This window comes from Acinetobacter sp. YH01021, assembly GCF_013420255.1.
In the GTDB taxonomy this organism is placed as follows: domain Bacteria; phylum Pseudomonadota; class Gammaproteobacteria; order Pseudomonadales; family Moraxellaceae; genus Acinetobacter.
Map to the genome: position 1 here is coordinate 18840 of NZ_VOYO01000009.1, position 18947 is coordinate 37786.

18 protein-coding genes are annotated in these 18947 nt (G+C 43.1%); 9 read left to right on the forward strand and 9 right to left on the reverse strand.

Translation table 11 applies throughout. From position 1 onward, the window contains the following. Window positions 1-18: 18 nt before the first annotated feature. The 4 genes from atpE to FTT86_RS08365 all read right to left on the reverse strand — a co-directional run bounded on the left by atpE (window position 19) and on the right by FTT86_RS08365 (window position 2739). Entirely contained in the window at window positions 19-264 is a 246-nt protein-coding gene (gene atpE, locus FTT86_RS08350) for a F0F1 ATP synthase subunit C (protein ID WP_000424060.1), read from the reverse strand. An 85-nt stretch (window positions 265-349) separates the two neighbouring features. After that, entirely contained in the window at window positions 350-1225 is an 876-nt protein-coding gene (atpB, locus tag FTT86_RS08355) for a F0F1 ATP synthase subunit A (protein WP_004644859.1), read from the reverse strand. A 110-nt stretch (window positions 1226-1335) separates the two neighbouring features. Beyond that, window positions 1336-1728, reverse strand: a complete 393-nt coding sequence (locus FTT86_RS08360; protein WP_004280982.1) for an ATP synthase subunit I — start codon at window positions 1726-1728, stop codon at window positions 1336-1338. Window positions 1729-1902: 174 nt separating this feature from the next. Then, complete coding sequence (locus FTT86_RS08365) at window positions 1903-2739, reverse strand: metal ABC transporter solute-binding protein, Zn/Mn family (RefSeq protein ID WP_180180998.1); 837 nt, start codon at window positions 2737-2739, stop codon at window positions 1903-1905. A 146-nt stretch (window positions 2740-2885) separates the two neighbouring features. Between FTT86_RS08365 and FTT86_RS08370 the strand changes: the two genes are divergently transcribed. From FTT86_RS08370 to znuB, 3 genes are read left to right on the forward strand one after another with little or no spacing between them, the layout of a single operon-like run. After that, complete coding sequence (locus tag FTT86_RS08370) at window positions 2886-3383, forward strand: transcriptional repressor (protein ID WP_085064895.1); 498 nt, start codon at window positions 2886-2888, stop codon at window positions 3381-3383. Further along, a complete protein-coding gene (znuC, locus tag FTT86_RS08375; protein WP_165353924.1) occupies window positions 3356-4147 on the forward strand; it encodes a zinc ABC transporter ATP-binding protein ZnuC in 792 nt (263 codons plus the stop codon). Before FTT86_RS08370 ends, znuC begins: the two co-directional genes overlap by 28 nt. Before the next feature lie 3 nt (window positions 4148-4150). Then, on the forward strand, window positions 4151-4951 hold the full coding sequence (znuB, locus tag FTT86_RS08380) for a zinc ABC transporter permease subunit ZnuB (protein ID WP_044112389.1): 801 nt from the start codon (window positions 4151-4153) through the stop codon (window positions 4949-4951). Window positions 4952-5025: 74 nt separating this feature from the next. Here the strand turns inward: znuB and FTT86_RS08385 are convergent, their stop codons facing one another. Beyond that, window positions 5026-5646, reverse strand: coding sequence for a LysE family transporter (locus FTT86_RS08385; RefSeq protein WP_086044334.1), 621 nt, complete (start codon window positions 5644-5646; stop codon window positions 5026-5028). Window positions 5647-5806: 160 nt separating this feature from the next. On the opposite strand from FTT86_RS08385, the gene FTT86_RS08390 reads away from it, so the two are divergent. Next, complete coding sequence (locus tag FTT86_RS08390) at window positions 5807-6721, forward strand: Dyp-type peroxidase (protein ID WP_180180999.1); 915 nt, start codon at window positions 5807-5809, stop codon at window positions 6719-6721. A 75-nt stretch (window positions 6722-6796) separates the two neighbouring features. Here the strand turns inward: FTT86_RS08390 and FTT86_RS08395 are convergent, their stop codons facing one another. Genes FTT86_RS08395 through FTT86_RS08405 form a run of 3 tightly spaced genes read right to left on the reverse strand, consistent with a single transcriptional unit; the run spans window position 6797 to window position 11801 of the window. Continuing rightward, window positions 6797-7189, reverse strand: a complete 393-nt coding sequence (locus FTT86_RS08395; protein ID WP_180181000.1) for a hypothetical protein — start codon at window positions 7187-7189, stop codon at window positions 6797-6799. Beyond that, a complete protein-coding gene (locus FTT86_RS08400) occupies window positions 7186-8943 on the reverse strand; it encodes a glycoside hydrolase family 19 protein (RefSeq protein WP_218954949.1) in 1758 nt (585 codons plus the stop codon). The genes FTT86_RS08395 and FTT86_RS08400 overlap by 4 nt, the downstream gene beginning before the upstream one ends. Then, window positions 8940-11801 (reverse strand): type VI secretion system Vgr family protein, encoded by a 2862-nt coding sequence (locus FTT86_RS08405; protein ID WP_180181002.1) that lies wholly within the window; start codon window positions 11799-11801, stop codon window positions 8940-8942. Before FTT86_RS08405 ends, FTT86_RS08400 begins: the two co-directional genes overlap by 4 nt. A gap of 246 nt (window positions 11802-12047) precedes the next feature. Here FTT86_RS08405 and FTT86_RS08410 point away from each other — a divergent pair, with 246 nt between their 5' ends. Together FTT86_RS08410 and FTT86_RS08415 are read left to right on the forward strand one after the other, a co-directional pair. Next, window positions 12048-13202, forward strand: a complete 1155-nt coding sequence (locus FTT86_RS08410) for a methionine aminotransferase (RefSeq protein WP_034435675.1) — start codon at window positions 12048-12050, stop codon at window positions 13200-13202. Window positions 13203-13330: 128 nt separating this feature from the next. Then, window positions 13331-14695, forward strand: coding sequence for an MATE family efflux transporter (locus FTT86_RS08415; RefSeq protein ID WP_005249600.1), 1365 nt, complete (start codon window positions 13331-13333; stop codon window positions 14693-14695). A gap of 117 nt (window positions 14696-14812) precedes the next feature. Here FTT86_RS08415 and FTT86_RS08420 read toward each other — a convergent pair whose 3' ends face one another. Then, complete coding sequence (locus FTT86_RS08420) at window positions 14813-15661, reverse strand: SDR family oxidoreductase (protein WP_180181003.1); 849 nt, start codon at window positions 15659-15661, stop codon at window positions 14813-14815. Window positions 15662-15884: 223 nt separating this feature from the next. On the opposite strand from FTT86_RS08420, the gene FTT86_RS08425 reads away from it, so the two are divergent. From FTT86_RS08425 to phoR, 3 genes are all read left to right on the forward strand, one after another. Further along, a complete protein-coding gene (locus FTT86_RS08425) occupies window positions 15885-16562 on the forward strand; it encodes a TetR/AcrR family transcriptional regulator (protein ID WP_180181004.1) in 678 nt (225 codons plus the stop codon). A 249-nt stretch (window positions 16563-16811) separates the two neighbouring features. Continuing rightward, window positions 16812-17522: a phosphate regulon transcriptional regulator PhoB gene (phoB, locus tag FTT86_RS08430; RefSeq protein ID WP_004280972.1), complete on the forward strand. Its 711-nt coding sequence runs from the start codon at window positions 16812-16814 to the stop codon at window positions 17520-17522. Window positions 17523-17547: 25 nt separating this feature from the next. Continuing rightward, the gene (phoR, locus tag FTT86_RS08435) at window positions 17548-18906 is read left to right on the forward strand and encodes a phosphate regulon sensor histidine kinase PhoR (protein WP_004732640.1); all 1359 of its coding nucleotides are present in this window, start codon (window positions 17548-17550) and stop codon (window positions 18904-18906) included. The last annotated feature ends 41 nt before the right edge of the window (window positions 18907-18947 follow it).

Here is an 18947-nt window from a genome sequence, read left to right on the forward strand (position 1 = left end):
ATTTCGGAATTAAGCTGATTAACCTACAAATGGATTAGCGAAGATGAAGAACAAGCCAATACCAACACCGATCATAGGCACAGCATCAAGAAGACCCGCGATTAAGAACATACGAGTTTGAAGTTGTGGAGCCAATTCTGGTTGACGAGCTACAGCTTCAAGGAAACGGCCGCCTAGAAGACCAAAACCAATCGCAGTACCTAAAGCACCGAAAGCGATCAAGATAGCAGATGCAATTGCAACTAGACCTAAAGTGAGTTCCATGATAATTCCTCAGAGGTTAGGTTTTATACCAAATTAAGTTAAAAAATTGTGTGCCCAACCATCCGTTGACAGTTAGGCAATACCATTAATGCTTTTCGCTTGCCATACTCATGTACACGATAGTCAACATCATGAAAATGAATGCTTGTAGCGTAATAATCAAAATGTGGAAAATCGCCCAAGGCACAGACAACGCCCACTGGATCCAGAACGGTAATAACGCGATAAGAATGAAGATTAACTCACCCGCATACATGTTACCGAACAGTCGTAGAGCCAATGAAACTGGTCGCGCCAAGAAAGTAGTCAATTCCAACAATAAGTTGAATGGAATTAAAAGCACTTTAGCAACTGGATTACTTGGGTTAAATGGGTTCAGTGCTAACTCACCAACGAAGCCGCCAACACCTTTCTCACGAATACTATAGAAAATAATTAAGAAGAATACAGAAATAGACATACCGAGGGTAATGTTTGGATCTGTAGTCGGAACAATTTTAAAGTAAACCTGATGAGGGTCTACACCCAGCATAGAAGCAATCGCGTGTTGAGCTACATAAGGAATAAAGTCAACAGGGATCAAATCCATCAAGTTCATGAGGAAAATCCACACGAAAATGGTTAATGCTAAGGGTGCAATTAATCGAGACTTCCCGTGGAAGGTATCACGTACACTTGAATCTACAAACTCGATAATCATTTCAATTGCAGACTGGAACTTGGTAGGAACACCAGCATTAGCCGCTTTCGCAACCAACCAGAACAACAAACAGAAAATCAGACCCAGTCCGATAGACCAACCCATTGAATCCAAGTGAATAGCAGTGAACCCCATCTGTTGAGCTTCAGCACCGCTCTCGGCCAATTTCCACGTACCGTCCGGCATTTTGCCATAGGTCATGTTGGTCAAGTGATGCTTGATATACTCGGTCGAAGTAAGGGCATGTTCTTCAGCAGCCATAAATCACACCTGGTCAATGTCAAAAAACTAATAGAACAAACGAATATCGCGTGCTGCTTGATATCTCGCCTGCTCCTGAAAAACTTTTCAATTTCTTGTTGTGCTTATACTCATTTTTGTAGACGTGACGCCCAAAACGGAGCGACCCACGACATGGCTTGAACAAGTATAAAACCACAAAACAACGCCACCGCTGACAACGGTTTAACATTGCTTAAAATTAAAATGAAACCAACAATCACAATGGCAAACTTTCCCATCAAGCCTTTATACATGTTCGAAAGAACTTGTTTAGACGCGCGGGCTCCTGCTGCTCGAAACGATTGCCACGAAAAATAACAAGTCGCGAGCCAACATACCAGTGCACCTAATGCTGCACTCAAGGCTGCGGTTGAGTCTTTCACGACCCAGCCGATCAAGGCTGAAACAGGGATCATACAGGCTTGCAGGAGGACCAAAGCTTTCGCTAATCGTCGGTCAATCAAGCGACTAGTTCGGCTCATTATTTATTCACTCACAGCAATCATGCTTGACAAGTTTAACAGGTGATTATTTTTAATCGCAGGCATTATAGAGTTACACCCCTGAACATGCAATCTTTTCCCGACCTTAGTCGTGTTTTTTTAAATCGGGTCACTGCTGTTAAACTAATCAAAATCTGTCTATTTTTTAAATCATTAGCGTGCATTTAGTACACATTTCTGGGTTTCTGTGGCCAATTGCTGCCAAGCCTGCACAAAGCCCCCTGCCCCGCTCATGCTTTCATCGACATGCTGGAACAGTACCGGATTGAGTTTGCGGTACTGGTTTTCACTGGCATGACCTTCGGCCAGCAGGCACATTTTGCGTTGTGGACGATGATCCTGTAAAAACTTGATTTGCGCCACGGTTGGCGAAACATGCGGATCATCGGTCAGCGCACCCATGAATTTTAAATTGAGTGGGCGTTCCAGATACTGATAGGCATCGTGATAAGACCAATAGGGTTTGGCTTTGTTGCTTGAACTATAAAGCTGGGCCGTCGCAAACATGTTTTGTGCAAAGTCACGGGCATTTTTCCAGTAGCGTTCACGATGCTCCGGCAGTTGCTGCGAACGTAGCGCCGCAATAAAGAAACCTATCCGTACCGCATTATTCGGATCGAGCCAGACATGCGTGTCTACCGTATTTTTTAAGGCCTCGCCACGCGGATTACGCATCGGCAAGGTAGTCAAAATTCCGGAGTCTAAAAGTGCGATACCTTTATTACTTTCATTCAGCACTTTCGCCAAGGGTGCTTCATGCGCCTGACCTAGCCAGATCACCAGACCTGCATCCTGAATAGTTTTTCGATGCGCCGGAGTCAGACTCACATCATGTCCACTTTGGTTAGCCAGTAATAAAGTCGGCTGTTCCACGCCCTGGGTAATTTTCTTGGCAATCAGATAGATCGGCTGCGTAGACACCACCAGACTTTGTGACCAACTGAGTGTGCTGAACAATGCCAGCAAACTGATTGCAAGGAGACGGAACATAAGTAGAAATCACTTAAAAACGATAAAATTAGGAAGTGTTATAATATAACAAAAATACAAAAATACCTATGCCCAATCGAAACTCAGAACGCTTCATGTTAAGATTTGAAATCTATTAATTTTCAGTTTCGCACTTGAGGTGAACTATGGGTTCCTGTTCGCATGAACACCACAACGCATTGCACGGCGTGCACGACCATCCCAATGTCGCACAACGTCTTGCTGAAGCGGAAAGTCTTTGTGCAGCAAGCGGCGCACGCCTTACGCCTTTACGTAAAGAAGTGCTGGAACTCATTCTGAATGCGCATGGCCCGATGGGCGCCTATGATCTGCTGGCACAAATGAAAAATGCCAGCGATCGTCCTGCAGCCCCACCAACGGTGTATCGCACTCTGGATTTTTTATTAAGCAAAGGGCTGATTCATCGCCTGACCTCGATCAATGCCTATATTCCCTGTTGCCATCCGCGTGAAGGTCATCAGGCTGCTTTTTTAATCTGTACCGAATGTAAAGCCGTGAAAGAAGCGTCGGCTCAGGGCCTGCTCAATCAACTCGATGCACTGGCAAGCTCGGACGACTTCACGGCACATCACAGCATTATCGAAATTTCAGGAATTTGTCAGCAGTGCCGCAACAAAGCTTAAGTGCCTCTCCCCTGATTCAGCTCTCCAAGATCTGGGTCAAAATCGATGAGCGCGATATCCTAAAAGCCATTGATTTCTCATTACAAGAGAAAGAAATTGTCACACTGATTGGTCCCAATGGTGCTGGTAAATCGACCTTAATTAAAGTCATGCTGGGCATACTAAAACCACAGTCGGGTGAGATCAAAACTGCGCGCAAACTCAAATTCTCTTATGTGCCACAGAAATTTAATCCATCATATAGCTTGCCGCTACGAGTGAAAGATTTATTGGCGCTAGAAAAATGCCCATCCCAGATTAAAACCGAAATTATCCGCGATACCGGCATTAGTAAACTGCAAGATTCTAAAGTTCAGCAGTTGTCTGGCGGCGAACGTCAGCGGGTGCTACTGGCCCGCGCCTTATTACGCCAGCCGGACATTTTAGTCCTCGATGAACCGATGCAAGGTCTGGACATCCAGTCCGAAGCTGAACTGTATGAATATGTGCGTAACTTGCCGGAAAAATATGGCTGTGCCGTACTGATGGTTTCACATGACCTGCAATGGGTGATGCAAGGTACGACTCGAGTCGTGTGCTTGAACAAGCATATCTGCTGTAGTGGGCTGCCGGAAAGCGTGCAGCAACATCCCGAATATCAGGCAATTTTTGGCACCAATCGAGTGTTCTATCACCATCATCATGATCATTGCGCGCATGGCGATTCTGCCACTCCCTGTCAGCATGATTCACGCCCTCATATTCACCCCGAGCCGGAAGCTTAAACCATGATGGATTGGTTACAACTCCTTTTACCTGCATGGATCATGGGAACGCTGTTGGTATTTCTGACTGCTCCGCTGGGCTGTCTCATGCTCTGGCGGCGTATGTCATTCTTTGCCGATACCATGGCACACGGTACTTTACTCGGTGTTGCCATTGCTGGAGCTTTAAGTTTACCGCTCTGGATGGGAGTCACTTTTATTGCCTTATTATTGGTAGGTATTTTGTGGGTGCTGCATGATCCGCGCCTACCCAATGATGCTTTGCTGGCCTTATGTTCAGCAACACTGCTTTGCTCGGGATTATTGTTCATTCAGCATTTACCGAGTTTAAGACCGGAACTTCTCAGCTATCTATTTGGTGATCTACTAACGATTTCTTGGACGGACTTACCCACCTTTGCCATTGTGATTATTCTGGCCTTAGCCGTCCTCTATAAAAGCTGGCAAGCGCAGATTCAAATCGCGATTGATCCGGACATGGCGGTCAGTGAAGGTGTAAATGCCAAATGGCAACGCCTGATCTTTATGTTGTTATTGGCATTGTTTACCGTGCTTGCCCTGAAAGCAGTCGGTTCACTCTTGATGGGGGCATTACTGGTGATCCCTGCCCTGACTGCACGATTACTTGCACACTCACCCAAACAAATGGTGATCTGGGCATTCGTGATTGCGCAAATTGGGGTGACCGTAGGCCTGTGGTCGAGTGCCGGTCTCAATACTTCGACAGGTTTAACTATTGTACTGACCATGGCGGTGCTATTTGCACTGTTCTTCTGCGTGCAGAAGTTTAAAAAGCTGGCTTAATATTTCTGTTAAATCATGATGATTTTCTAATGATCTATTGCACCTCTCTCCTTTAAGGAGAGAGCAAACACTCTTTATTGATGCACCAAACTCAATAAAAATGCAGCGCCTGCAAATAAACCGGCAAAAGTCCGGTTCATGACTTTTTGTTGTTTCGATGATTTTAGTAGCCTTAAAACTTTAGCAGCCAATCCGGTATAACCCGCCATCACAATCAGATCAATCGTCACCATTGTTGCAGCCATAATCAAATACTGAATCCATTGTGGTTTGGACAAATCCAGAAATTGCGGCAAGACGGCCAGTAAAAATACGATGGCTTTAGGATTACTCATATTGACTAAGAAGCCATGCAATACCAGTTTCCCTGCAGATTTACGCGCCAATTCATGTTTAATTTCGATAGATTGTGCAGGTGCTTTCCACTGCAAAATAGCCAAATACAATAAATAGCCGACACCAAACCATTTCACCACTAAAAATGCCCACGGGGTTGTCGCAAACAAAACTCCCACGCCTGCTGCAACCACTGCAATCTGTACCAGTAAAGCCAGTTGCAGACCCAGCGCATTCCAGTAACCATGCCGAAAACCATAATTCAATCCGCTCGACATCGATGCAATTGCACCAGCACCCGGAGAGACACTAATCACCCAGCAGGCCAACATATAGGCAAACCACATTTGATAGGACATGAATATTTAACTCAGCAAAACTTGCCCAATATTATATGAATTTTCCAATAAAATCAGGCTAAAAACCTGCTTAAATATAAGGCATTGCACTATTCACTCTGTCTAGCTTCAGGCACAATATGTACATTAAAAACAGGATCTATCCTTACAGGAGCCATGAATGACAGCCCAATCGGTAATCTTGCCACTTCCTTCAGATCATGCCCGTTTTATTGTTTTACGTCTTAAAGATTTGAGTATTGAACAATTAAAAGAACAACTCGAACATCTTTTTACTTCGCGTGATCGTCTTATTACGCAACATCCTCAAGCACAAATTAAAACGGCAGTGGCTTTTGGTCCTGAACTGTGGGCAAAACTTTATGATCAAGCTCCTGCAGGCTTTAAACAGCTTGAGCCCATTCATGGTTCATTTGAAATGCCAGTGGTTCCGGCAGATATGATCATTCATATTGCCAGTGCCCGTGCTGATATCTGTTTTGCGCTCAGTCAGGCTTTTTTTGAAGGCATTCAGGATCAGGTTCAGGTGCTGGATGAGCGGGTTTGCTTCCGCTATTTTGATGGTCGTGACATAACTGGCTTTATTGATGGGACTGAAAATCCGCAATTCCCGGATGATCGTGCTGAAGTCGCATTATTAGGTGAAGATTCAGGTATTTTCCAAGATGGTTCATTTATTTTTGCCCAGCGTTACGCGCATAACCTGGAAAAATGGAAAAAGCTAAAAGTTGATACTCAGGAACAGGTTATGGGTCGCACCAAGCTTGAATCCATTGAATTGGATGATGAAGTCAAACCTGAAAATGCGCACGTGGCACGTACTGTAGTTGAACATGAAGAAGGTGAAGAAATGGAAATCCTGCGTCACTCCTTGCCATATGGTGACGGACGTGGCGACCAGGGTCTATTCTTTATTGCCTACACCAAAGACCTGAAAATTATTGATGCTATGTTAGAACGTATGTTCGGTACATCTGGTGATGGAATTCATGACCGCCTGCTGCATTTTGTAACACCTCTGGATGGTGCCTATTACTTTGCACCGAGTGAGGAGTTACTGGAAGAGGTTTTGTAAATTCACTTTAAAATTAAGCATAAATCTTATTTCGATTTATGCTTTTTAACTAAGATTAAAATAGAATTTAAAGAGTTATAAGCAACTTATATTATCTATATGTATGTTACTTTTATTAAAAATAGTAGTCTTCTTGGTTCTTAAATTTTTATATTCGACATCATATAAAAGATAACCTTGTGACATAAAAGTATAATACCCAGTAATTTCTCCATTAATGATTTCATTCATTGTTCTATAGACTTCAGGCTTAGCATTATCACCCATATCGACATTTTTTTCTTTTATAGGTCTTGATATTTTAATATTTTTCAAATAGGGATAATATTTTACAAAATTAATATCAGGATACTTACTAGAAACTAACAAAATAGATTTCTTTTCACTTATCAGACAATAATATTCATCATTTGATTGTGCGCTTGTACATACCACTAGAGCAAAAAAAATAAGTATAATTTTTTTCATAATTCTTTTAACCTCTTTTTAGCTAATGTTATTGCAGAATTCGCACTATAACCATACCTCTTTCTGCCAACTTTGTTCCCTTTCTTATCTTGTTTATAACCAAAAGGATAATCTTTGTCTTTACACATTTCTAGAAATCTTGAGTATCCTTTTTTTGACTCATTAGAGTTTTTTAATTTTCCTTTTTTGTAACCAGCAGGATCACTCCATAAACCCCATCCAAAGCATTCACCAATTTTATTAAAATAAATATAACTATTTTCAAATTTCGTATAATTATCAAGATTATCAACTATTTTCTTATCTAAATTTAAACAGGTTTTTATATTAAGAGCGATTACAGCTCTTTTATAGTATTTCTCTCTCTCATCAAATCCGTTATATCCGCCATTAATTAAAGCACAAGTTGCTATTAAATCATTATTAATGGCATGAGGACTCAAATTGCCAGCTTTAGAATGATGCCAATACCATACTGCAGAACCTACAGCATGTTTTTTTTCTTTAGCAATTCTATGTTTATTATTTCCTAAAAAGTTTTCATTCACTGCTAACCCATAAAGCTCATAATTATTTTTATAGGTTAATTGCATTAAGCCACGTCCTTTATAGCCATCATAAACTTCACTTTCAGATTTACCACCTAATCCTTCTTCTAGCAAAGAATAACTTGCAGTTTCATGTAATGTGTGTGCTATAAAATGAGCCTTTTCAAGACAATTAATCATATTAAGTTTTTTAAATTGTTCATTTAAATCATTAAGAAAGCTTATAGCTGTGGCACTAGTTGTTATTTTTTTAAATTCTTCTGCTGAAATATCCCTATTACAGACACATTTACTTATTTTTAAATTTTTCTCTATTCTTGGCTTATTTAGTACAGTTCGACCTACCGTTAAGTCCACATCTAATTTCATTTTTATGGCATCTTCTTTAATTCTTTTTACCACATGAGTTTTCGGTTCCAAGGGATTACCATCAGGTTTAAATACCGTGATCTGTATTTTTTCTCCAATCATGCTTGGAAATGAAAATTTACCATCAGAGGTATTTGAAATTTTGGTTATCTTATTTCCTAGATAAAGTATCTCGATCTTTGTATTTTCAACGATATAACTATTTCCTTCTCTATCTAGAAGTTGGATATTTGATTCACTTTTAAAGTTTTCGCAGGGTTCGTCTAATTTAATTATTTGTGGTATTTGAGAGCCATGCTCAGAGTTAACAGCACCTTTTAGAGCAAACTCATCATTTGAAGTCAAAACTAGAATTTCAATATCTCGATTAGGTGAAGATACCACCTCTACAATGCCCTGCTCATTGGTATGACGTTCAAATGAACTTTGTTTTCCTTTAGGGCGAGATTTTACCGGGAAACTCGTTAATATTTTCTCATTGCAGTCTATTATTTTAAATAAAGTCGTAACTATACCTTTTGTAGTAGGCATCACTTTTTCTTTATGATACTCCTCTATACTTTTAGGCAAGGATACTTTTACAGGATTCTTTCTAGAAGAAATGATTGAAGAATCAATCGTTTTAATAACGATATAATCTTCCACATTAGGTGGCTTAGCTAAAATTTCCACAGTTCGATTTGGTGAACCCTGAAATATAAATAAACCATCTTTATCTGTTTTATTTGTATTTTCTCTCGATGAACCTTTATAGCGTGATTTAACTTTTAAATTAATGACATATTTTCCTGAAGCATCATAAATTTTTGATGTTATGGTAACTAAATTGCTCATCATTCGACATCCTCTTCAGTATATACATCATCCTCTAAATCCCTTTCTTCTATCTCATTCAATAGTTCATCAATACTTTCATTATCTAAGTCTTGAATGAGATGAGTTTGTAAAGAATTAAATCCTAAAGCCACGAAATCTGTGGGTTGAGAGGTATAGAATCTTAAAGTACTTAATTGATTATTTTCATTTAATACAGACTTCTTAGTTTTAATTAAGTTCCCATCCAACTTATTTAGAATAAAAATTTCTTTTTCTCCTGCAGACTGGTTAGTCCACTGATAGTTAATTTTATTACTGAATAATGTTTTCATTTTTGGAAGATTTATTTTTTGTTCAATAATATTTTGACCTTTCGTAAACAGATGCTGCCCGGCCTTACACTCAAATTTCCCACCAGTTTTGACCACCACTCCACCACCATTGATCTTAATTTGAGACCCTCCAGCGGTCAGTACAATCTCTTTCGGACTGGTGATTTCGATCTTGTCTTCAGTCGAAATAAGCTTGATTACCTTGCGGGCAATCGCTTCAATCGCATCATCTTGGGCTTGTAGTTCAATTTTTCCTTGAGCAGCATAGAGACTCGCACCCTCTTGAGCAGCAAATAAACTGATCTTGTCCTGTGCATGAGCAACTAAAGATTTCTGTGTGGATAAATGAATATTATTCCCGGCACTCTGATTGATTTGCTGATCAGCGGATAAATGAATATTTTCATTTGTGCTCAGTGCAATCGTTTGGGGGGCAGTTAATAACATCACGGCCTGTTTAAATGCGATGGCCTTGGCTTGATCTTCAGCTTCAATCTGACTCAGAAACTGTTTTAAACTATCAAAAAATTGCAGCGGATCAGTCTGCTGTTGTTCAGCAATATCACTCAAGGCTTTACTATGATCGAGATTCGATTCAATCTGCTCTTTGGCACGACTCGCATCCAGGTGATTGCCTGCTGCTGAATCTTGCCGATAAGTGGAGATTAATAAGCCTTTTCCTGCACGTATGGCACCCCACTGGTCTGTCCTTAGTTCAAAACCTTCTCCTCGACCTTCGCTGCTTTCACTTTCTTTAGGATGGCTTAGATTTCCCAGATTGAGCTGACTGGCTGCATGACTACTTTGCAGCTGCGCACTAATCTGTTCAGGGGTATCATCGAAACGCAACTGGTTAAAGCCATCCCCATCGACCTCCTGAGAACGGATGCCACTGAGTTTTTTGGTCGCAGGAAGTTCTCCTTTTGCATCAAACATGGTCGGATGCCGTTCTGCTTCATGAATCCGTCCCACCACAAAGGGCCGGTCGATATCACCTTCAAAGAAGTCAATCACTACAATTTCGCCAATTCGCGGATGCAACCTGATGCCATAACCCTCACCCGCCCAAGGGGTCAAAACATCCACCCAAGCAGAATCGCTATCATTGTCATTGCTACCTGCGCCGCCATCATGCTGATGATCCTCACTCCGGGTAAACAGAAAACGAACTTTCACCCGCCCCCATGCATCGACATGAATCGTTTCACCTTCAGGTCCGACCACTCGAGCCCGTTGCGGATATGCAGCAGGCCGATGAATGAAGGGGTGGTACTCAGGAACAACCTGGATTTCACGGCGCACCATCTGTAGTTCATTGGCCTGTCGTTCCTCCTGTGTCATCTGCCAGCCGCTCTTCTCAAGCAAACTGTCCAGCTGAGATAAGATATCTTTAGGTAAATTGTTCTGGTTATAAAACCGCTTAGCTAAAATCAGAAATTCACGTTGATGGGCAGGATGCTGATCAATTTCAGGATGCTGTTGCAGTTCAAACCAGTATCCAACCTGAGCATCTCGTACGCTGCTACTGGCTTTAAAATATTTAGACTGCAAAGCATGATAGTCACTGAGCTGCTGATTGAGTCGATCCAGTTGGGCTATACCAGATGCTGTCACCTGATCCTCATGATTTAAGTCGCCGGTCCAAGCCGGACTGATGTTCCACGCATCTTCAAGCTGAAGAGTGGCATTTGCATGGATATCACTTTGCTGATGATTACTGAATAAAGGCTGGCTTTGATCCTGGGCAAGTTGCTGGGCATGCCAGCGCTGGGTTTGGGTACTATTCGGATTGAGCTGACGTACCGCAATCAGACTGTTCAGCGTGTCCAGCTGTTCGGTGGCATGACTGCGATGAAACCGGATGGAGCGGCGTTTTAAAGCTGAAAAATATTGGGAATGATCTACCAGTTTTAAAAGCTGATCTTGAATCTCGCTGGCTGATACAGGCACAGTTAATTGCCTTTCATCAATCAGCCAGTTAATTCCTTCGCTACGCCATAAACGGGTCAGAAAATCATAATCCGATTCATTCGACTGCATTACAAAAGGTCGGACATCATAGTCCCGGCTGAGTCCTGTCAAATCCAGGCTGAGACTGGCCGCGAATAATACACTTCTGTTTTGCCATTCACTGAACAGGATTTCACTGATCTCGCGCACCGTCTTGTTCATAAAAACCCGACTGTTACGGCGCTTCTGCCAGAGTGCAGTCGGATCATTTAGCGTCAATTTATACAGGGTCAAAGCTCCATCATTCTGCCCTTGACTGGCTGCAGTAATAATGCCCGTAGTCCGGAAAAGTTCACCCCGGTCTGTGACCTGATCAATGGCCACCCGACAGCCGATAAACTGTTTCAAGGCAATATGAGCATGAGTGGAAAGACAGATCAGTTCAGCCTGCAGGCCTTGATTGATCTGATGCTGACCCTCAATACGCTGAATCAAAACCTGATGATTTAAAGGAGGATGTGAAAACTGTAAATGTAGCGCACGATGCTGTCGCTTAAGCCCGAGCTGCTCCACCAGCATATGGATAGGTTTTGGCATTTTATAGTTATAATTTTAAGCTTTATTATTGTGCGGCAGATTTTAGGAAAAGTTATCCATTTCGTCCAGTTCACGATGCATTTCACATAATTAGGCCTTTAATTTATGGCCCTTCAATTAAAAATCTTAAATTGCATGTGGTACATCTTAATTAAAAATATTGCTCAATATTCCCTATTTTTCCGATTATCCTATACGGAACTTGCTGCTACACTCATTCAGATCTCATTCTTCAAGGCCAAGGACATGCTGGAACTCCCTTCTAAATTACCCGATTTGGGCGTGACCATTTTTAGTACCATGTCGGCCTTGGCACAAAAACTCGGAGCCTTGAATCTTTCTCAAGGATTTCCGGACTTTGCAGCGCCTCCTGCCTTGATTGAAGCTTTAAACCGCGCTAGCCAGAATGGATTTAACCAGTACGCTCCGGGAGATGGTCTGCCAGTCTTGCGAGGTCTAGTGGCAGATCTCTATCAGCAGCGTGATCAACTGATGATTGATCCTTTCGAGGAAATCACGATTACGCCTGGGGCCACGATTGCGATTTTTTGTGCCATTCAGGCCACAGTGCGCGCCGGTGAAGAAGTAATTATTTTCGACCCGAGCTATGACAGTTATGGCCCTGCGGTACAACTGGTCGGGGCAAAGCCAGTGCATATTGCTTTGCAGCATCCTGATTTTTCTGTGGACTGGAATCAGGTCAAAGATACCATTAATGACCGTACCCGCATGATTGTGGTGAATACGCCACATAACCCGAGTGGTAGTGTCTGGTCCAAGGCAGACTGGCAGCAACTGATCGAGCTGATTCGCGAGCGCAATATTGTGGTGCTGTCGGATGAAGTCTACGAACATCTGGTTTTTGACGGCGTTCAGCACTATTCGGCCTGGTCATTTCCAGAACTTCGTGAGCGGAGTTTTGTGATTGGTTCTTTTGGTAAAACCTTCCATGTCACTGGCTGGAAAACCGGATTTTGTATTGCTGCACCCGCACTGATGAAAATGTTCAGACAGATTTATCAGTTTGCCAGTTTCTGTGGTGTGACGCCCGTTCAGGTTGCCTTGGCGGAATATATGCAACTGCATCCTGAGCATATACCTGAACTGTCCTCTTTCTATCAAAACAAACGGGATTTATTTAACTCATCCATTGAAACGTCACGCTTTAAATGGACACCTTCTCAAGGGACTTATTTCCAGAACTTAGATTATTCAGAGATTCGGCCTGAGCTCGATGATTTATCCATGTGCCATTTTCTGGCAGAACAACATGGGATTGTGGCGATTCCAGTCTCTGCGTTCTACCAGCATCCTCCTACAGATTTACGCTTGCTCAGGTTTTGCTTTGCAAAAAAAGAACAAACCTTGATCCAGGCAGGTCAAATTCTTTCAAAGGTTTAACTCATTTTTTAACTAAAAATCTCATAAAATAAATGCCTTAGTTACTTAAAAGCTAAGGCTTTTTCTTATATTCTGCCGAATAATAGCTGCATCAACAAATAGATGATAATTCAATCACAGGATGTCGCATGGCACAGCACTCACTGATTCATCAACAGAATTTATGGAAAGCCTTTCTGGTATTTCTGTTGCCATTAATTGCGACCAATATCCTGCAAAGTCTCTCCGGCACGATCAATACGGTTTTTGTGGGACAAATGCTCGGAGTGAATGCGATTGCTGCTGTTGCCGTTTTTTTCCCGATCCTGTTTTGTCTGATGGCCTTTGTGATTGGTTTGTCTGCCGGTTCTACCGTACTGATTGGACAGGCTTGGGGTGGAAAAAATATAGAAAAAGTGCGCTGTGTGGTCGGTTCAACTTTATTTATGACCTTGATTGGCGGCAGCTTGATTGCGCTTTTCGGGGTAATTTTTGCTGAGAATATTCTTTTGGCCCTTGGCACAGATCCTGATGTAATGCATTTGTCCTTGCCCTATGTACAATGGATGCTGGCGGGTAGTCCCTTAATTTTTATCTATATTATTTATACTTCCATCTTGCGCGGTGTTGGGGATAGTACCACGCCCCTGTTTGCTTCCGCACTTACCATTGGGGTCGGTTTGGTGGTGACACCGGTCCTGATTGCCGGTTATTTTGGCTTTCCTAAAATGGGCATTATCTCACCGGCGATTGCCACCATTCTGGGAAATCTGGCGGTTCTGTTGTTTTTAATCCTGTATTTGAACTATAGGCAACATCCGCTCAAGCTGGACTGGGCCTTATTAAAAAATATTCGTCATCAACCACAGTTGAGCAGAATGATCTTGAAACTGGGGGTTCCTACTGGTGTGCAAATGGTCACGACTTCAGTTGCCGGACTGGTAATTGTCGGACTGGTCAACCGCTATGGCGCAGAAGCAACAGCGGCCTATGGTGCAGTCAATCAGGTCTTAAATTATATTCAATTTCCGGCTTTGTCGATTGCAATTGCCGCATCTGTATTTGGTGCGCAAGCGATTGGCGCAGGTAAATCGGATCTGCTCAATAAAGTGACCCGGACTGCGCTGAGTATGAATATCCTGTTTACCGGCGGTCTGGTGATTCTGGCCTACCTGTTCTCCAAATATCTGATGGCGCTGTTTATTACCGATCCTAAGGTTGTAGTACTGGGACAACAACTGCTGTTTATTGTGCTGTGGTCGATTCTGTTCTTTGGTGCCAGTGCCATTTTTGCTTCGATCATGCGCTCGAGTGGTACGGTGACCGTGCCAATGTTAATCAACATTTTTGCCATTCTCTGTATTGAAGTTCCCGCCGCTTATCTGTTTAGCCGGTGGTGGGGTCTGGAAGGTATCTGGTATGCCTATGCGTTGGCCTTTGTCAGCCTGTGTATTTTGCAGGGACTGTATTATCAGTTTGTCTGGAAGAAAAAAACGGTTGAAGCGTTGATTTAAATGCAGGTTTTTTTACGTGCCTAAAGCATTACAGTAGTTAATACTCTCCTTTGCAAAAAATTAGCCCCTATCACAGCGATAAAAAAACCCGCTTTCGCGGGTCTGTTTTGCATTTTTTTAAGCAGACTTTTTCTTCTTTTTACCAAACTGGGTCGCCAGTGCAGTGACATGCTGATAACCAGTTGGCAAGATCCGCTGGATCAGGTCAATTGCTTTGGCATCATTACCAATCAGCAGACGGCGTTTGTCTTTTTGTACCGCCTCCAGAATTTGACGAGCGGCTTCTGCAGGTGGACAACGCAATAATTTATTAAAATTACGGGCTGATTTTTCCGGATTCATACCTAAAGTCAGCAGACTGTTATTCATTTTTGCCGCATTGGCAATATTGGTACGGATACCGCCCGGATGTACACAGAGCGCACTGACTCCGCAATTTTCCATGTCCAGTTCCTGACGCAGGGATTCAGTAAAACCACGTACTGCAAACTTGGTCGCATTATAAGCAGACTGGGTGGGCTGAGCCGTTAAACCAAACAGGCTGGAAATATTGATGATATGACCATCGCCAGTTTTTTTGATCAGTGGCAAGAATTCTTTGGTTCCGTAAACCACGCCCCAGAAATTGATTCCAACAATCCATTCCAGTTCTTCATAAGACGCCCCTTCAACGGTTGAGCCTAGTGCAACGCCGGCATTGTTAAAGATCATATTGACACTGCCATGATCCTGTTCGACCTGTGCCGCCCAGTTACGCACCTGTTCCAGTTCAGCCACATTCACTTTCTGGATAGTCACACGAACATCACTCTCTTTGAGCAATTCAAGCGTTTGTGCCAGACCTTGTTCATTGATATCACTCAGCGCCAAGTGACAACCCTGCTGGGCCAGTAATATTGCCAGTTGCTGGCCAATACCCGAACCTGCACCGGTAATTGCGGCAACTTTATTGTTAAAATTTTTCATTCAATTTCCTTATGTAAACTACTGCCATTCCATGACAGCAGGATCTTGTTCTGTTGTTTCAGGAGCTAGCACAGATCCTCAATATAGTTTTGACAATATATATTGTCAATAATTATCCCATATCCTTAGAGGCCAAATTTCAGGGCAGCATTTCCATATAGGTCTAAGCGTGATTTATTGCTAAGATATTCAAAATCTTCATGCAGATGAGCACACAGGCCTTATGACCGATTCAATCGACTCAGCAGAAAAATCACGACCCTCCAAAACTAAGGAACGTCAGTTTAAAGGCCTGTCGATGGCTGAACGGCAGCAGGCACGTCGTGAAAAGCTCATCGAAGCCGGGATTGAAGCCTATGGTAGTTATGGTTTTTTTTCAGTTACTGTCAAAGATATCTGCAATGAAGCCAAACTGACTGAACGTTATTTTTATGAATCCTTCAAGAAAAGCGAACATCTGTTTCAGACCATTTTCCTAAAACTGATTGATGAACTGCAACAGAATGTCATGCAGGCCATGATGCAGGCCTCGACAGATCCGAAAAAAATGATCGAAGCCGGTTTGAGTGCGCTGCTCACTACCCTGCGTGACAATCCGCGCATGGCACGGATCATTTATATTGATGCCATGCTGGTACAGGAACTGCATAATCAGGCCACTATTCATGAAACCATGTCACGTTTCGACCGCATGATTCACGCCTTCGTCATGTTGATGATGCCGCAGTTAAATCGTAGTGAGCAGGAAATTTCACTGGTGTCGACCGGTTTAAATGGCTATGTCACCCAAATTGCTATTCGTTGGGTGATGAGTGGTTTTAAGCATTCGCTTGAGGAAGTTTTATCGTCTTGTAGTGTGGTTTTTTTGGCGCTGCTCGAGTCATTTTCCGAGAAAAAATAGCTGTTAAATCCTGTGCTTAATAGGCTTTCCTACATTTACCAGTCAGTTGCAGATTTATGCTGTACTACGGAAATGAGTAAAATTAATTTATGATTTTTTAACAAGTTTCTGCGCTATATTTGTCACAAATTTTTGCGAATATCAGCAGTTTTTCCCTTTCTGCAATGATACTGTCATAATTAGTCTTTGTAATAAGCCTGTCATAAATATAAAACGGTTCACCGTTTACATGAAATAGGGTATTGCGTTGTGAAAGATGACTACATATTAATCGTCGATGACGAGCTCCCGATTCGGGAAATGATCCATACCTCTCTGGATATGGCCGGTTTTCAGTGCTTACAGGCAGAAGATGCCAAGCAGGCGCATCAGATGATTGTGGACCAGCGTCCGGCATTAATTTTGCTGGACTGGATGATGCCGGGTGGTGTGAGCGGTGTGGACTTATGTCGTCGTCTGAAACGTGATGAAAGCCTGTCAGAAATTCCGGTGATCATGCTGACAGCGCGCGGTGAAGAAGACCACAAGGTACAAGGTCTGGATGCCGGTGCCGATGACTACATGACCAAGCCATTCTCGACCCGGGAACTGGTCTCCCGAATTAAGGCGGTACTGCGCCGCGCCAATGCCCTGAGCGGTGAAAAAACCATTGATGCCAATGGCCTGATTCTGGATCCGGTCAGCCAGCGGGTGAATTTTGGTAACAACATTCTGGAAATGGGGCCGACTGAATATCGTTTGCTGGCATTCTTCATGACCCATCCGGAACGTGCCTATACCCGTGCGCAATTGCTGGATCAGGTGTGGGGCGGTAACGTCTATATTGAAGACCGGACCATCGATGTGCATATCCGCCGTTTGCGTAAAGTGCTGGAACCTTATGGTGTAGACCGTTTTGTACAGACCGTTCGCGGAACAGGCTATCGCTTTTCGACCCGTTCAGATGTCGCTTTAGGTTAATATCTTTTAAGGTAAATCTTGTTTTATGTATGAACCCTACCCTGTCCCCGAACTGGCACGCGAACACAAAAGAATCCGTTACAGCAGTTTATGGGATTTTGCGAAGCAGGATTTACGCCTACTGGCTTTTTTCCTAATTATCGCCAGCTTTATCGGTTTTGGGATTGGGTATTTCTGGATTTGTATCGTAATTGCCTTCGTGGCATTCTTTGCGACCCAAATGCGTTCCTTATATCTGGTCAATGAATGGATTTCCAATCGCCCTTATGATGTTCCACCAAATATTGGCGGGATTTGGGGTGCGCTACTTTTCAATGTTTATCGCGCCCAACGTCAGGAACGGATTGTTCAGGCGGAAATGGTCGAACTGATTGATCGTGCACAATCTTCGCTGGTGGCCTTGCAAGAAGCTGTGGTGCTGCTTGATGAAAACCAGCAGATTGAATGGTGGAATCCGGCGGCTGAACGTCTGCTCGGAATCTCCAGTGATGACCGTCGCCGTAATATCCTGACCTTGTTACGCCAACCGAGCTTTATCGAATACTATCACCATATTGATGAATCTCCCGATGGCCTGAAAATGCGTTCTTCGCTGTTTGAAGACCATTATGTGCAGGTCAAAATGACCCGTTTTGGCGGGGAAAGTCGGGTACTGGTCGCTTATGATGTGACCCGGATGCACAATCTGGAACAGATGCGAAAGGATTTTGTCGACAATATTTCACATGAACTGCGCACGCCTTTGACCGTGCTCAGTGGCTATATTGAAACCTTTACCGATCAGGAAGATATCAATCCACGCTGGAAACGCGCTTTTGATCAGATGCAGTCGCAAACCCGACGCATGAATGCACTGGTCAACGACCTGCTGCTGCTGTCACGTCTGGAAAATGATAAAAATATTGCCAAAAACCAGATCATTGAAATGCCGAGTCTGATGAACCAGCTATTCGATGATGCCCAAGCCTATAATATTGACTATGGTCATACCCTGAATCTGGATATTGACAGCCATTGCGATCTGATCGGTTCAGATATGGAATTGGCCAGCGCTTTTAGCAACCTGATCACCAATGCTATCAAGTACACGCCCAAAGGCGGCACCATCACCATCGGCTGGCATGACGATGGTGAATCGGCCTATTTTGTGGTGCAAGATAACGGTATCGGCATTGATCCCAAACATCTGCCACGACTGACCGAGCGTTTTTACCGAATCGATTCAGACCGCAGCCGCCGTACTGGCGGTACCGGTTTGGGACTTGCCATCGTCAAACATGTGCTGATGCAACATCAGGCACATCTGGAAATTGAGTCCAAGGAAAACCAAGGTTCTACCTTTAAGGTGGTTTTCCCCAAAGAACGTCTCAGCTTCCCGGACTAATCTCACAAAATCAAAAAAGGTGTCATCGGCACCTTTTCTTT

Bases quoted from the DNA above. Each gene is read 5' to 3' on its own strand.
- atpE (WP_000424060.1), bottom strand. From the start codon at position 264: ATGGAACTCACTTTAGGTCTAGTTGCAATTGCATCTGCTATCTTGATC.
- atpB (WP_004644859.1), bottom strand. From the start codon at position 1,225: ATGGCTGCTGAAGAACATGCCCTTACTTCGACCGAGTATATCAAGCAT.
- FTT86_RS08360 (WP_004280982.1), bottom strand. From the start codon at position 1,728: ATGAGCCGAACTAGTCGCTTGATTGACCGACGATTAGCGAAAGCTTTG.
- FTT86_RS08365 (WP_180180998.1), bottom strand. From the start codon at position 2,739: ATGTTCCGTCTCCTTGCAATCAGTTTGCTGGCATTGTTCAGCACACTC.
- FTT86_RS08370 (WP_085064895.1), top strand. From the start codon at position 2,886: ATGGGTTCCTGTTCGCATGAACACCACAACGCATTGCACGGCGTGCAC.
- znuB (WP_044112389.1), top strand. From the start codon at position 4,151: ATGATGGATTGGTTACAACTCCTTTTACCTGCATGGATCATGGGAACG.
- FTT86_RS08385 (WP_086044334.1), bottom strand. From the start codon at position 5,646: ATGTCCTATCAAATGTGGTTTGCCTATATGTTGGCCTGCTGGGTGATT.
- FTT86_RS08390 (WP_180180999.1), top strand. From the start codon at position 5,807: ATGACAGCCCAATCGGTAATCTTGCCACTTCCTTCAGATCATGCCCGT.
- FTT86_RS08395 (WP_180181000.1), bottom strand. From the start codon at position 7,189: ATGAAAAAAATTATACTTATTTTTTTTGCTCTAGTGGTATGTACAAGC.
- FTT86_RS08400 (WP_218954949.1), bottom strand. From the start codon at position 8,943: ATGATGAGCAATTTAGTTACCATAACATCAAAAATTTATGATGCTTCA.
- FTT86_RS08405 (WP_180181002.1), bottom strand. From the start codon at position 11,801: ATGCCAAAACCTATCCATATGCTGGTGGAGCAGCTCGGGCTTAAGCGA.
- FTT86_RS08410 (WP_034435675.1), top strand. From the start codon at position 12,048: ATGCTGGAACTCCCTTCTAAATTACCCGATTTGGGCGTGACCATTTTT.
- FTT86_RS08415 (WP_005249600.1), top strand. From the start codon at position 13,331: ATGGCACAGCACTCACTGATTCATCAACAGAATTTATGGAAAGCCTTT.
- FTT86_RS08420 (WP_180181003.1), bottom strand. From the start codon at position 15,661: ATGAAAAATTTTAACAATAAAGTTGCCGCAATTACCGGTGCAGGTTCG.
- FTT86_RS08425 (WP_180181004.1), top strand. From the start codon at position 15,885: ATGACCGATTCAATCGACTCAGCAGAAAAATCACGACCCTCCAAAACT.
- phoR (WP_004732640.1), top strand. From the start codon at position 17,548: ATGTATGAACCCTACCCTGTCCCCGAACTGGCACGCGAACACAAAAGA.